The sequence below is a fragment of the Lachnospiraceae bacterium JLR.KK008 genome (assembly GCA_037015955.1).
Classification (GTDB): domain Bacteria; phylum Bacillota; class Clostridia; order Lachnospirales; family Lachnospiraceae; genus VSOB01.
The window spans coordinates 179249-194842 of record CP143548.1 but is presented as its reverse complement, the minus strand read 5'-3'; the positions used below and the strand labels follow the sequence as shown (position 1 = coordinate 194842).

Below are 15594 nucleotides of genomic sequence, written 5' to 3'. Positions count from 1 at the left end.
AAAGGACCTCCTGTCCCTTATCAAATACCATCCATGGTCTATCAGCATCTTATATTTTCTGAAGAAGCGTCGGCCCTGCGCCTCTCTTGTGCTTTATATATCGACACCGCAGACGAAAACTTTAGATTCTGTTGTAATTAATGAGGCAGCCTTTCAAAATGATCTGCCGCTCTTCCCCTGTCATTTCTCCGAGACGAAGGGTGAATGGAGTCAGCTGACCGTCTCTCACCACATATGCTCTGATCTCACACTCCGCCTGTTCCACTGCCGTCCTGATTCCCGGAAGGAACAGATAATCCAGATTATGAAACGGAAGTTCTCCCTGATCGATCAGAAAAGGAAGCATTCCCCAGTTGATCAGATTTGAGCGATAGCGCTTCGTGGCATACTCGTTGGCAATGTTGGCCCAGCCACCGAGCACTTTCTGGCAGGAAGCTGCCTGCTCTCTTGCGGAGCCATCTCCTGGCTTGACCGCAAAGATTGTAGAGCCAAAACCGATCTCCTGTGGAGCAAACTCTGCAAAGGTCTTCTCCGGGAACGCAGCAGCGATTGCTTCCAGTACCGGGCGCAGTTCCTTTGTCTGCTCCATCGGATCTTCTCCCAGTTCCACCGCCCTCTGTGCTCTCTGAATCTCCTTGGCCCGCCCCACATACCGCGGGTCTTTTCTGGAGAGTGTAAACTCTGCCAACCCCAGCGGATTTGAACGATAGGAGGAAGTCTCCCCGGAAGGAATCAATTCATCGGTTGTTGTCACCGGATCATGAATCTCCGAGACGACCTTTAAGATCAGATCTTCCGGAAGCGCCGTCATCTCCGGCCAGTCCTTAATATTCGGCCCAAGCTGTATCTCCACGGACGCATCCGCTTCTCCTTTTGAGTCAAATACTCTGTTTGCATATATTTTTGAATCAAAATAGTATTGATAGTGGTTCCACGTCCCGTCAAACTCTGTCGCCGGCGTAAGCACCCCTTTGTTGGCAGCCGTCGCCGCGATCGATCTCGCATCCATCAGTGCCACCGAAGAGATCTGACCGTTTTGCAGCTTGGAACCTTCCCGGTTCGGGAAGTTACGTGTGGAATGGCGGATGCTGAACGCGTTGTTTGCCGGCGTATCTCCGGCGCCAAAGCACGGCCCGCAAAAAGCAGTTTTCAGCACAGCTCCCGTCTCCAGCAGCGTCGCCGCACAGCCGTTTTTGATCAGCTCCATATAGATCGGCATCGACGCCGGATAGACACTGAGTGTGAATCCGCCTGAGCCGATACTCACATTTTTGAGGATGTCCGCAGCAGCGCAGATATTTTCAAAGCCGCCGCCGGCGCAGCCGGCAATGATCCCCTGATCGACATGGAATTTTCCGTCCCATACTTTCTCTTTCAGGGAATATTCCACCGCCCCATCCAGACTGACGAGTGCACGCTTCTCCACATCTGCGATCACATCTCCTAAATTCCGGTTGACCTCATCGATCGTGTACGTATTGCTCGGATGAAACGGCATTGCGATCATCGGTTCCACCTTGTCCAGCTCTACCGTCACCAGGCCGTCATAGTATGCAATCTCTCCCGGCTCCAGTCTGACATAATCTTCACTTCTGCCATGTATCTCATAAAACTGCCGGATCGTCTCGTCGGTCTTCCAGATTGAGGACAGACAGGTCGTCTCCGTCGTCATCACATCGATGCCGATGCGGAAATCAGCACTCAGCTTTTCCACTCCCGGCCCGACAAATTCCATCACTTTATTGTTGACATAACCATTCCCGAACACTGCCCCGATAATAGCCAGCGCCACATCCTGGGGACCTACTCCCGGTCTCGGTTCGCCGGTCAGACAGACGCCCACGACTTGCGGCAGATTGATGTCATACGTCTGCCCAAGGAGCTGTTTGACAAGCTCCGGGCCGCCTTCCCCCATTGCCATCGTACCGAGCGCGCCATAACGCGTATGGCTGTCGGAGCCGAGTATCATTTTCCCGCCTGCCGCCAGCATCTCTCTCGCATACTGATGAATGACCGCCTGATGCGGCGGCACATAGACACCGCCATATTTCCTCGCACAGGACAGGCCAAACATATGATCGTCCTCATTGATCGTACCGCCGACCGCGCAGAGCGAATTGTGACAGTTTGTCAGTACATAAGGCATCGGAAACCGCTCCAGCCCTGACGCTCTCGCAGTCTGGATAATACCTACAAACGTAATGTCATGGGAAGTCAGCTTGTCAAATTTGATCTTCAGCTGATCCATATTGCCGGACGTATTGTGATCGGCAAGAATCCCATAGGCTATCGATTGTTTTGCCGCTTCTTCTTTTGTCATGCTTTTCCCTGTCAGGCTTCTGATTTCATCTTCCGCCCGGGCAGAGTCTTCCACGATCTGCTCTCCGCGGATCAGCCAGGCTCCGCCTTCGGATAAACGTACCATAACTTTTTGTCTCCTCCTATTTATAAGACGACCTTATCCAGGTGCCACATCTCATCCACATACTGCTGGATCGTACGGTCGGACGTAAACTTGCCGGAACATGCCACATTGAGGATCGCGCTCCGCGCCCAGCCCGCTTCATCACGATAAGCATCTTCCACCTTTTTCTGTGCCTCTGCATACGCACGGAAATCTTTCAAGATGAAATATGTGTCTGCCTTGGAAGTGCTCCGCGTATTTAACAGAGAATTATACAGATCCCGGAACAACTCCGGATTGTCATGGGCAAAGGTACCATTGATGAGCTGCATCAACACTCTGCGAATATCCGGATCATTGTTAAAGATCTCCATCGGATCATATCCGCCAAAGTTCTCGTACTGGATCACTTCATCGGAACTGAGCCCGAAAATAAACGCATTTTCTTCCCCGACCTCTTCCACGATCTCTACATTGGCGCCGTCCATCGTACCAAGTGTCAGCGCTCCGTTGAGCATAAACTTCATATTACCGGTTCCGGAGGCCTCTTTGCTGGCCGTGGAGATCTGCTCGGAGACATCCGCTGCGGCAAAAATCCACTCCGCATTCGATACGCGATAGTTTTCGATAAATACGACTTTCAGCTTACCCTGAATATCCGGATCATTATTAACCACATCCGCCACGGCGCTGATCAGCTTGATCGTCAGTTTTGCGATCTTGTAGCCTGCGGCCGCCTTGGCGCCAAAGATAAAGGTACGCGGATAGAATTCCATCTCCGGATTATCCTTGATCTGATTGTACAGATACATGACATGCAGAATATTCAGGAGCTGTCTCTTATATTCATGAAGTCTCTTGACCTGAACGTCAAAAATAGAACGAGGGTCCACATCAACACCGTTATGCTCCTTAATATAGGAAGCAAGACGAATCTTATTGCGGTATTTGACATTCATAAACTCATGCTGCACCTTTTTATCATCCGCATAGAGTGCCAGTTTATGGATCGCCGGAAGGTTGGTGATCCATTCGTTTCCGATCTTTTCCGTCACCCATTTAGCAAGCAGCGGATTCCCATGCAGCAGGAACCGTCTCTGCGTGATACCGTTTGTCTTATTATTAAATTTCTCCGGCATCATCTCATAAAAATCCTTTAATTCCTGTTTCTTCAGAATTTCCGTATGCAGTCTCGCCACACCGTTGACCGAATATCCGGCTGCGATAGCAAGATGTGCCATCTTCACCTGTCCGTCGTAGATGATCGCCATCTTGGCAACCTTATCTGCATTGCCCGGATATTTCCGGCGGATCTCTTCAATAAATCTGCGGTTGATCTCCTCGATGATCTGGTAAATACGGGGAAGCAGTCTTGAGAACAGCTCGATCGGCCATTTCTCCAAAGCCTCCGCCATAATCGTATGATTCGTGTAGGCACATGTCTTTGTCGTCACTGCCCATGCTTCATCCCAGGTCAGATAATATTCATCCATCAGCACACGCATCAGCTCGGCAACCGCAACCGTTGGATGGGTATCGTTAAGCTGGAAGGTCGCTTTCTCATAAAATTTGCGAATGTCGGTATGACTTCTCATATATTTTGCCACGGCTTCCTGCACGGAAGCGGAAATAAAGAAATACTGCTGTTTCAGCCGCAGCTCCTTCCCGGCATAGTGATTGTCATTCGGATACAATACTTCCACTATGTTTCTTGCCAGATTCTCCTGCTCGACGGCCTGATGATAGTCACCCTTATCAAAGGAGTCCAGACGGAAACACTCGATCGGCTCTGCGTCCCAGATACGCAGCGTATTGACATTGCCATTGCCATATCCGATGATCGGCAGATCATAAGGAATCGCCCGTACGGACTGATACCCTTCCTGCACAAAATGCTGTCTGCCTGTCTCATCCGTGCGGACATTCACATATCCGCCAAACTTGACTTCTTTTGCATACTCAGGACGGCGCAGCTCAAAAGGATTACCGTCCACAAGCCAGTTATCCGGCACTTCAACCTGATAACCGTCTCTGATCTCCTGCTTGAACATCCCGTAACGGTAACGGATACCACAGCCATACGCCGCATAGCCGAGCGTGGCGAGAGAGTCAAGGAAACATGCCGCCAGACGGCCCAGACCACCATTACCGAGCGCTGGATCCGGTTCCTGATCTTCCACGAGATTGATGTCAACGCCCAGTTCTTTCAGCGCCTCCGCCGCCTCATCATATGCCTGCAGGTTGATCATATTATTGCCGAGCGCTCTTCCCATGAGGAATTCCATAGACATGTAATATACAATCTTCACATCCTGTTTTTCATACGCTTTCTGGCTGTCCATCCAATGATCGACGATCGCATCTTTGATCGCATAGGAAACGGCCTGAAAGATCTGCTGAGGATTGGCTTCCTCCAGCGTTTTACGATACAGAGTCTTTACATTATACAGCACGCTGCGTTTAAACAGTTCTTTGTCAAATTTAAGTTTCTTTACTTGTTTCTTAACCATGTTGCTCTCCTCTTCGTTCTGTTTGCCTCAGGTCAAACGATAACAGTTTTCTTCAATCTTTTTCATTATGCCAGTTCGCATAAATATTTGCAAGTATCGCACCGGAAATATTGTGCCATACGGAAAAAATCGCCCCTGGCACGGTCGCCATCGTCAGATCCGGGAAAGAGCTGCCTGCAAGGCTTGTCGCCAGACCGGAATTCTGCATCCCGATCTCGATCGACAATGCCTTCGTCTTCTCCGGCGTCGTCTTCAGAATGCGGCCAAGTACAAAGCCGCAGCCATATCCGAGCAGATTATGCAAAATGACAACGACAAACACAATCGCCCCTGTTGTCAGAATCTTCTCTGAGTTGGCAGATACGACAGCCGCCACAATCATCACGATCGCCGTGACTGAAATCAGCGGCAGCACTTCCACACATTTCTGCGTGGCCTTCCCGAAAAATTTGTTGATTACAAAGCCCAGTCCAATCGGAATGATGACGACTTTGATGATAGACAGAAACATACTGAGAATATCAACGGAAACGGTAGTCTTCAGCAGCAGATAGGTAATTGCCGGCGTAACAAACGGCGCCAGCAGTGTGTTGACGCTTGTCATACCGACGGATAACGCCACGTCACCTTTTGATAAAAAGGTCATCACATTGGAGGACGTACCGCCCGGACAGGTCCCTACCAGAATAACGCCTGCAAGAAGTCCGGCTTCCAGGCCAAATGCTTTCCCGAGCAGAAATGCCAGAAGCGGCATGATCGTAAACTGTGCGACACAGCCGATCAATATATCTTTCGGTCTCTTAAATACGACTGCAAAATCCGACAGCTTCAGCGTCAGCCCCATACCAAACATAACGATCATCAACAGCGGATTCACCCAGCTCGTTTTGATCCAGTTTAAGGATGAAGGCACAAATAGTGCCAATGCGGCGATTGCCAGCACAATAACCGCCATATACTTTCCCACAAGATTACTGGTCTTCCCCAGTACTTTCATAATCATTCTCCCTTTCTCATACTGTATACCCGCTTTATCGCTTCTCCACACCGATCATGACCGTCTCGCCGTTGATGTTCCACTCTTTCTCAATGGCTGACTCGCCGCCATAAGCGATCGCATCCGCCAGTACCTTCGCGCTGATGCCTGCCACATTTTTGTCCACGATCGCCGCGATCCGTTCGTTGCCCCGCACAGATACGGTAATATGGTCCATCACTTCAAATCCGGCTTCTTTGCGCATTGTCTGGATCTTACTGATAATTTCATAGACAAACCCTTCCTCGATCAGCGCTTCGGACAGATTCGTATCAAGTACAACTGTAATGCCGCCATAACTCTCGGATACAAAGCCCTCCACCTGCGCAGCATCGATCAGAAGATCCTCTTTGTCTAACACCTCTTCTTTGCCGTCCAGTGTGACCGTCAGCGTACCCTTCTCATTGATTTCGTCCATCGCCTGATTGCCGTCGATCGTTGCCAGCAGCTCTTTGAGCGCATTGATCTGTTTGCCAAACCGCCGTCCCAGCGTTTTCAGCTGCGGCTTGAATGTGTAGGAGGTGAAGTTTCTCACATCCTGTGAATAGACGACTTCTTTGACATTCAACTCATCTTCGATGATCTCTTTATAAAAATCAGAGAGTTCATTCTCCGCTTTCACGTACATCATGCCAATCGGCTGACGGTTCTTGATATTGGCCGTATTTCTCGCCGCACGTCCGAGAACGACTGTGGCGAGCACCGCTTCCATATCCTCCTCCAGTTTCGTGTCGATCACAGCTTTATCCGCAGCCGGGAAATCACACAGATGAATGCTCTCCGGTGCCTCTTTGTCAATGCTTCTCACCAGATTCTGGTAGATCTGTTCAGTCATAAACGGAACCATCGGCGCCGCAGCCTTGGAAACAGTCACAAGAGCCGTATACAACGTCATATAGGCATTGATTTTATCCTGTTCCATCCCTTTGGCCCAGAAACGTTCTCTGCCCCGCCTTACATACCAGTTGCTCATCTCGTCCACGAAATCCTGCAATGCTCTTGCCGCCTCCGGAATACGGTAATTGCCCAGATCGGCGTCAACGTCCTGGATGAGTGTGTTCAGCTTCGACAACAGCCATTTATCCATGACAGACAATTTATCATATTCCAGTTCATATTTCGTGGCGTCAAACCCGTCGATATTCGCATAGAGCACGAAAAAGGCATACGTATTCCACAACGTGCCCATAAATTTACGCTGTCCTTCCATCACGGCCTTGCCATAGAAGCGGTTCGGCAGCCACGGCGCAGAATTGATATAAAAATACCAGCGGATCGCATCGGCGCCGTATTGGGACAAGGCCTCAAAGGGATCAATGGCATTGCCTTTGGATTTGGACAGTTTCTTTCCGTTCTCATCCTGTACATGTCCCAGTACGATCACGTTCTCATAGGGCGCCCGGTTAAACAGTAACGTCGATTCCGCCAGCAGAGAATAGAACCACCCTCTTGTCTGGTCGACCGCCTCGGAAATAAACTGTGCCGGAAACTGCTGCTCAAATAAATCTTTATTTTCAAACGGATAATGGTGCTGGGCAAACGGCATCGCCCCGGAGTCAAACCAGCAGTCGATCACTTCCGGCACACGGTGCATTTCACCACCGCACTGCGGACACTTGATCGTAATCGCATCGATATACGGCCTGTGAAGCTCTACCGTTTTTGCCTCAGGGTTGCCGCTCATCTGTTCCAGTTCCTGCCTGCTGCCGATCGCGTGCATATGGCCGCAGGAACATTCCCACACATTCAGCGGCGTCCCCCAGTATCGGTTTCTGGAAATTCCCCAGTCCTGAATATTTTCCAGCCAGTCTCCAAACCGCCCTTTGCCGATCGATTCCGGAATCCAGTTGATCGTATTATTATTGCGGATCAGGTCATCTTTCACTGCCGTCATCTTGATAAACCATGACTCCCGCGCATAATAAATCAGCGGTGTGTCACAACGCCAGCAGAATGGATAGTCATGCTCGAACTTCGGCGCGTCAAACAGCTTTCCTTCTTTTTCCAGATCTTTTAAAATATCCAGATCGGCATCCTTCACGAATTTCCCCGCATAAGGCGTCTCTGCCGTCATATTGCCTTTGCCGTCCACAAACTGTACAAACGGAAGATCATATTTCCTGCCCACCTGCGCATCGTCCTCACCAAAGGCAGGAGCGATATGAACGATACCGGTACCGTCCGTCATTGTGACATATGTGTCACAAGTCACATAATGCGCCTTTTTATGCTGTTTTGCCGCACCTTCACCCGCGCAGGCAAACAGCGGTTCATATTCTTTGTATTCCAGATCTTTTCCGGTATAAGTCTCCAGCACTTCACAGGCCGCCTTATCGGCTGCTTCATCCCCCAGTTTACCAAGCACCCGGTCCAGAAGCGCCTGTGCCATATAATAGACATAGCCGTCGGCCGCCTTTACTTTGACATAAGTTTCCCCGGGATTGACACAGAGCGCCAGATTGGAGGGCAGTGTCCATGGCGTTGTCGTCCATGCCAGGAAATAAGCCTCCTCATCCCTGACTTTAAAGCGCACAATCGCAGACCGTTCCTTTACTGCCTTATAGCCCTGCGCTACCTCATGAGAGGATAGCGGCGTCCCGCACCGCGGACAATACGGCACAATCTTGAACCCTTTGTAGAGCAGTCCCTTATCCCAGATTTCCTTCAACGCCCACCACTCGGATTCGATATAATCGTCATGATAAGTGACATATGGATCGTCCATATCCGCCCAGAATCCTACCGTGCCGGAAAAGTCTTCCCACATACCCTTATATTTCCACACGCTCTCCTTACATTTGGAAATAAACGGATCGAGCCCATACTCTTCAATCTGCTCCTTGCCGTCCAGTCCAAGGAGCTTCTCCACTTCCAGCTCCACCGGAAGTCCGTGTGTATCCCAGCCCGCCTTTCTCGGAACCATATACCCTTTCATCGTCCTGTAACGAGGAATCATATCTTTGATGACTCTGGTCAGCACATGTCCGATGTGGGGCTTTCCGTTGGCAGTCGGCGGCCCGTCGTAGAACGTATACGTTTCCCCCTGCTTCCTGCTCTCCATACTCTTCCTGAAAATATCATGTTCCCGCCAGAATTTCCCGACTTCTTTTTCCCTGTCCACGAAATTCAGGTCTGTAGATACCTTTTGGTACATTTGTTTTACCTCCTGAAAATATACTTTGAATTGGTTCCTCTCCGCGAACCGCACGTTTTTCTTTTTGTTATACAGGATTCAGAGGGCGAAGGCGCTTTGCTAAATCTTTGTGGGCAAATCGCACAAAATGTTCGCGAAGCAACCATTGCGAAGGAATATGAGATTTTCTTAATATTCCGTAAGACAGGCAGAAATTTCAGGACATGGATGTCCTAAAAAGCCCGATCTGAGCCCGGATGGCGAATATCGGGCGGTTTCGTCCGCTATCATAATTTTGTCGGAATATTTTAGAAAATCCATATGACAAAGCCTGATGTGAGAGAATATTTTGTGCAATTTGTCCTTACACATTTTTTATAGCGCCTTCGCCCTCTGAATCCTGTACAACAAAAAATCCCTGCCCGTAAAAGGACAAGGATAAATTCTCCGTGCTACCACCTGTTACACATACTCCCGTTTTCCATAAGAAATACGCCAGTCACAGCTGGCTCTGGAAATCCGGTCCATATGGCTTCCCATAACGGAGGAACACCGTCTGCGTTTACTCTGCCTCTGCAATACAAATACATTTCAACCCCGAAACTCAGAAGTGATCTTCAATCATTTCCTACTGGCGCCAGGCTCCCACCATCCCCGGCTCTCTGCTGCGTTCGAAAAAAATCTACTGTCTTCGTCATCGTCTTTTTCTCGTAAATATTATAAAACTGTGCTTTTGAGGATGTCAAGAAGAATATATGGGAAATTTTTGCTGTTCCGCTATGCGTTCATCATATTCCCTGCCGTAATTTCATTGATCAGTCTGTTTTTTTATAGTATGATAAGATTATAGTAATCCGAATAAATCCTCAAAAAAGGCAGGTGATGCGATTGGCAGAAAACCAGAGCCAATCTTTAAAAAACAAACAGACAAGAATTATAAAACGGACGATCAAGGACAGCGTCTTCACAAATTTGTTTCAGGATAAAAAATATCTGATTCAACTGTATAAAGCGCTCCATCCGGAAGATACTGATGTTACCGGAGAAGATTTGACAGACGTTACGATCCGCAATATTCTGACAGACAGTTTGTACAATGATCTTGGTTTTATGGTCGGCAATCGCCTGATACTCTTAGTGGAAGCACAATCCACATGGACGGTGAATATCATAGTCAGAGCATTCCTGTATCTGTCGCAAACCTGTCATGATTATCTGAAGCGGACAAAGCAGAACCTGTATAAGGGTAAAAAAGTACAACTGCCGTTGCCGGAAATCTATGTCATCTACACAGGCAGCAGAAAAGAAAGGCCCTCACAAGTATCACTGACAGAAGAGTTTTTCCACGGGCAGGAATGTTGTCTTGAAGTAAAAGTAAAAATGATCTATGACGGAAAGAAAGGAGACATCATCAACCAATATGTCAGTTTTACACAAGTATGCAACGCTCAGATCGCCCTATATGGCAGAACACAAAAGGCCATTTCAGAAACGATTCGCATCTGTAAAGACAGAAATGTGTTAAAAGAATATCTGGAAAGCAGGGAAAAGGAGGTAGTGGATATTATGATGGTATTGTATGAGGAAGAAGAAATCATGCGTTCTTATCTGGAAAGTCTGGAAAACGAAATGGAAGAGGCTCGTCAAACCGCAACACAACAAGGCTTGCAACAGGGCATACAGCAAGGCATACAAAAAGGCCTGCAGCAGGGCATCTATACCGCAGGTATTAAGACGGCAAAGCGTCTGCTCCAAATGGGGAAGCTCTCTCTGGAAGAAATCGCTGACGGAACCGGATTGTCTGTGGAGGAAGTGAAGCAATTAACAAAACAGTAATTTTATAAGACGCATCGTTTTTGTTCCATATTTTCCATTTCTTATCAAATTTTTGATCTTCTCTTTATTGTTATTCTATTCCATCCAGTAAGTATTCCTGTACCAGTTTCAGCGCCTCTGTGCGCTGTCGCGGATCACTGCGTGCCAGAAGGGACAGGATCTTTTCTTCCTCACCCGTCGGCTGTATCTGTGTATCAGCTTCATGGCTGTCTCCTTCAATCAGCTCGTCCAATGTCAGATCAAAGAAAGCCGCAATCTCCAGCGCCGTATGCAGAGAGATGCTGCATAATCCCCGCTCGACGTCTCTGAATTCTTTTTCTGTTCTACCCAGCTTTTGCGCCATTTCCTCACAGGTTATCTTTTTCTGCTCACGCAGGCTGCGAATGCGCCTCCCCGTTTCTGATTTATCATAAATAAATTCTGCCGTATACTCCATAAGTTTTTCCCACACACTCTATGTCAGATATTCTTCTAACATCTTTATGGCATGTTCCCGCTTTTTGGTCTCGCTGCGTCTGAGCATCGACAGGATAGCAGCGCTCTCCTGGGTGTGGACTGATTTTGAGGCTGTCCACCTGCCCTGCGCGAGATAGACCAGTGACAGACGATAGTACGAGGCAATGCGCATCGCCATACCGAGGGGCATATCCTTCTTTCCGGTCTCCGCCTCCATATAATCCTTCTCGCTGATGTGCAGATCTTCCGCCACTTTTTCCGGCGACAATTTCAGAAGAACGCGCAGGGTACGGATTCTCTCCCCCATATTGCTTCCGTCATCAGACCTTCTGCTCTCTTTCCCTTCTCTGCGTCCGACAATGCCTGCCGCTTTCAGCGCCGCCACTCTTTCTTCTTTTAAAAGTCCCTGTCGGTATCGGTCTTGCTGCGCCCGCACCCAGTTCGTCAGATCGTTTCCATCCGCCGTCATCACTTTTTCCGAGATCCGTGGCGGCAGCCGGTGATGTTCCGCCACATACGCTTTTGCACATTCCAGCATACGCTGCCAGTAAAGATCCTGTTCCTGCGCAATGCTCCAGACCATACCGATACCATCCAGCTTTTCGATCTCCGCTGATGTCAGTCTGCGCTTACCGGGCCGTTCATGATAACAGTCCCTTTGGCTGCAAATCCATCTGCCCAGCCGGATGCCTTCTTTCGTCGTATAATTCGCCGGAACTCTGAGATCCCCATGTCTCTCATAATAAATTCGGGCGATCTCATACCATTCATTCCAGCTGCGCGGCCGCGACATCTCCCAGCGCATTTGAAATTTTTCCAGCTCTCTGATCTGCATGGATGATAATTGCCCGGAAGCGTACTTCTGACGCTGCTCTATGAGCCAATATCCGAGGCGATAGGGCCCAATGGCATATTCTTTCGGAACATTCAGATGTCCGTATGTATGATAATATTGATCCGCCTGACAGATCCACTCTTCCCACGGAAACCGGTGTTCCAGTTTCCACACCATACCGATCGCTTCCAAAGCCGCTATCTCATCGGCATACAGCTGACCGTGAATCGATTTCACACCATTGTACTGTCCCCGTTTGCGTTCGATCCATCTGCCCAGTCGGTTCCCCTCTGCTGTTACATAGTCACACGGTACCAGGAGATCACCATACCTTTTCCGGTATGTCCTGGCATCCGTAAGCCATTCGTCGAACGTTCTTCTTTTACGTCTCTTGTTCCCTTTTCTCTCCGTATGTTCCATATACACAAGCCTCAACCGGTTTCCGCCATATCTGATCCGTTCCTTATTTTCCTGCGAATTCGCATGACAATCATCCTGCCCTTTCGGCGGCATCCTTTCAGTCACCGTGATCTCGTATCCACTCCCGCCAGAAATTCACATCCGTCTATCACTATGATGTCTCCGCATTGATAGGTACGGGCAGGCAATGTCATATGCCACAGTTTTTCCGACCATGTTGCCAGAGCCGACTTTTCAACTCCGTTCTTTGTCTTTACAGAAAGCAGACCGCCGTCCGCCGTCTTCACTGTCGTCGTTAATATCCTTTTCGGGCAGGTCAGCTCTTCTCTGGCATATGCCAGTCCTCTGGGACATTGATTTCCTGAGACCAGCACTTCACCCTCCCTGTCCCAAGACGTTGTCAGATGGCATCCCCGCGGACAGACAATACAGGTGAGAATCCCTGCCTGCGGAACTCCTTTGGGCAATGTGTGCGAAACCGGAGCACTGTATGTTTCCAGTGTTTCGTTTCTGATCGACCGGGCGGCATTTCTTCCGGCAGCTTCCCCTTCTGCCGATACGATGTCCGCCAGGTCCGACACTTTTCTGGCGTTTCCACAGACAAACACGCCCTGTATCTCTGTCTGCAGACACTCGTCCACACTGGCCCCTTTCGTCGTCTCATCGATTGCGATCCCTGCGTCTTTGACAATTTCATTTTCCGGAATCAGCCCCACAGATAAGATCAGCGTATCGCAGGGAAAGACCGTTTCCGTCCCCGGAATTATGCTGCCCGCCTCATTTACTCTGGCAACGTTCACACTTTCGATCCGTTTTTTCCCGTTGATCTGCGTCACCGTATGGTTCAGATACAGAGGGATCTGATAGTCGAACAGACATTGTCTGACATTTCTTTCCAGACCGCCTGCAACAGACCGTATTTCAAAGACAGCGGTCACCTCTGCTCCTTCGAGCACCAATCGCCTGGCCATAATCAGTCCGATGTCCCCCGAACCGAGAATGATAATCTTTCTACCCGGCATGAGGTTCCTCCGGTTAATCAGATTCTGTGCCACGCCTGCCGTATAAATACCGGCCGGTCTCGTCCCCGGTATCATCATGTTCCCTCGCGTCCGCTCTCTGCAGCCTGTGGCAAAGATCACTGCCTCCGTGCGAATGACCGATAACCCTTCCGGGGAACAGACGGTGATCCTTTTGTGACGATCCATCTGCAATACCATACAGCCGGTTTTGATCTCTATCCCCAGCGTTCTGGCCTCCTGCAACAGCCGGTCCGCATATTCCGGCCCGGTCAGCGCCTCTCCGTAGCGCAGAAGTCCGAATCCGTCATGTATGCACTGATTCAAAATCCCTCCCGGACTTTGTTCTCTCTCAAAGACGACAACATCATCGATACCGCTTCTTCTGGCGCTGACAGCGGCGGCCAGCCCGCCCGGTTCCGCTCCCACCACAGCCAGCTTTATATTTTCCATTTTTCCGAATGTGTTCATTTTACCCTTCCACAAAACAATTCCGTGCCAGTCTCCCGAAGCCTGATGTCTTCCGGCGCGAATCCATACTCATTGATCAATATATCTGCAATCCTGGCCATACAATATCCGCCCTGACATCTGCCGGTCATACACCTCGTCCGATTTTTGATCCCGGACAGCGTAACCGTCCCCAGAGGATTTTCGATCGCCAGTCTGATCTCCTTTTTCGTAACAGTCTCGCACCGACATATGATTTCCCCATATTCTCTGTCCGCTCTCACGAGCCTTTCCCGTTCTGTCAAAGGCAGTTCCCGAAACCGCTGGATCCCTTTATGAACCGGATTAAAGTCACTCTTCTCCGCAAGTTCCATACGACCCTGTAACAGTCTGGCAACATATCTGGCGATCGGCACGGACGCCGTCAGTCCCGGAGATTCAATGCCAATCAGATCTATGAGCCCTTTGCAACGCTCTTCCTCTTTGATTACAAAGTCCCGGAAGCCGCCTTCCTGCGGCGGCGCCTGCTTGGCCCGCAGTCCTGCATAGCTGCCGATCACAAGCCTCTCTGTCATCTGCGGGAGAAACTGCCCGGCCTCCTGCAGCAACCGGTCCATAACCTGTTTCGTCGTGGCAAAATCGTCCTCCCCGTCAATGTATTCCGCACTGGGACCAATAATAATATTGCCGTCAATCGTAGGCGTCAGATGTACGCCAAGTCCGCCTGCTCCTTTCCGCGGAGCAGGATATACCGGCGTATGTACATACTTCAGCGCCTCCTGATCCAAAATGAAATATTCTCCGCGGCATGGATAAATATGGTATGAGACAATCCCGAACAGGGCGGCCACAGTCGCGCTGTGTACGCCCGCACAGTTGATGACAAAAGATGTGCGATAAACACTGCCGTCCTTTGTCATAAGCAAAAATCCGGCGCCACGTCTCTGCACCTGTATCAGCTCCCTGTCAAAGAAGAAATCCACACCGTTGGCCTTGGCATTTTCCGCCAGAGCGACCGTGTATAAGAACGGATTGATAATCGCCGTGTTCGGAGAATGCAGCGCCATCATGCCGCCTACCAGCGGTTCCTCCCGGCGCATTTCTTCTCCGGGAATCAGTGCAAGTCCTTCACAGCCGTTTGCCTCTCCCTGCTCCAGCAGTCCCTGCAGAGTATCCACATCCTCTTCAGTGAACGCTGTCAGATATTTCCCGGTCTTCCGATAGGGTACGTCCAGCTCACGGCACAGTGTTTCAAATCCCTGGTTTCCCTCCACACAAAACCGTGCCATCAATGATCCCGGTTTATTATTAAAGCCCGCATGTACGACAGCCGAATTTCTTCCGCTTGTCCCACACGCCACATCCGGCTCCTTCTCCAGAACCGCAATGTTCAGACGGTACCTCGCCAGCTCCCGTGCACAGGCACAGCCTACCGCTCCGGCACCGATGATAACGATGTCATAGTCCATGGTGTTCATAAGTATGTTTTCCGTTA

9 protein-coding genes are annotated in these 15594 nt (G+C 49.7%); 1 reads left to right on the top strand and 8 read right to left on the bottom strand.

All coding sequences use genetic code 11. The annotated features are described in order from the left end of the window. Positions 1-121 precede the first annotated feature (121 nt). From V1224_00930 to ileS, 4 genes are read right to left on the bottom strand one after another with little or no spacing between them, the layout of a single operon-like run. A complete protein-coding gene (locus V1224_00930; protein WWR16053.1) occupies positions 122-2425 on the bottom strand; it encodes a hydratase in 2304 nt (767 codons plus the stop codon). A 20-nt stretch (positions 2426-2445) separates the two neighbouring features. Then, on the bottom strand, positions 2446-4914 hold the full coding sequence (locus tag V1224_00925; protein ID WWR16052.1) for a glycogen/starch/alpha-glucan phosphorylase: 2469 nt from the start codon (positions 4912-4914) through the stop codon (positions 2446-2448). 52 nt (positions 4915-4966) lie between these two features. Then, complete coding sequence (locus tag V1224_00920; protein WWR16051.1) at positions 4967-5911, bottom strand: bile acid:sodium symporter family protein; 945 nt, start codon at positions 5909-5911, stop codon at positions 4967-4969. 34 nt (positions 5912-5945) lie between these two features. Beyond that, the gene (ileS, locus tag V1224_00915; GenBank protein WWR16050.1) at positions 5946-9104 is read right to left on the bottom strand and encodes an isoleucine--tRNA ligase; all 3159 of its coding nucleotides are present in this window, start codon (positions 9102-9104) and stop codon (positions 5946-5948) included. Between the two features lie 861 nt (positions 9105-9965). Between ileS and V1224_00910 the strand changes: the two genes are divergently transcribed. Continuing rightward, on the top strand, positions 9966-10919 hold the full coding sequence (locus V1224_00910) for a hypothetical protein (GenBank protein WWR16049.1): 954 nt from the start codon (positions 9966-9968) through the stop codon (positions 10917-10919). Between the two features lie 70 nt (positions 10920-10989). Here the strand turns inward: V1224_00910 and V1224_00905 are convergent, their stop codons facing one another. Genes V1224_00905 through V1224_00890 form a run of 4 tightly spaced genes read right to left on the bottom strand, consistent with a single transcriptional unit; the run spans position 10990 to position 15577 of the window. Then, a complete protein-coding gene (locus V1224_00905; GenBank protein WWR16048.1) occupies positions 10990-11355 on the bottom strand; it encodes a helix-turn-helix transcriptional regulator in 366 nt (121 codons plus the stop codon). A gap of 18 nt (positions 11356-11373) precedes the next feature. Then, the gene (locus tag V1224_00900) at positions 11374-12735 is read right to left on the bottom strand and encodes a Helicase associated domain protein (protein ID WWR16047.1); all 1362 of its coding nucleotides are present in this window, start codon (positions 12733-12735) and stop codon (positions 11374-11376) included. After that, complete coding sequence (locus V1224_00895; GenBank protein ID WWR16046.1) at positions 12732-14120, bottom strand: FAD-dependent oxidoreductase; 1389 nt, start codon at positions 14118-14120, stop codon at positions 12732-12734. The genes V1224_00900 and V1224_00895 overlap by 4 nt, the downstream gene beginning before the upstream one ends. Continuing rightward, positions 14117-15577, bottom strand: coding sequence for an NAD(P)/FAD-dependent oxidoreductase (locus V1224_00890; GenBank protein ID WWR16045.1), 1461 nt, complete (start codon positions 15575-15577; stop codon positions 14117-14119). The genes V1224_00895 and V1224_00890 overlap by 4 nt, the downstream gene beginning before the upstream one ends. Positions 15578-15594 lie beyond the last annotated feature (17 nt).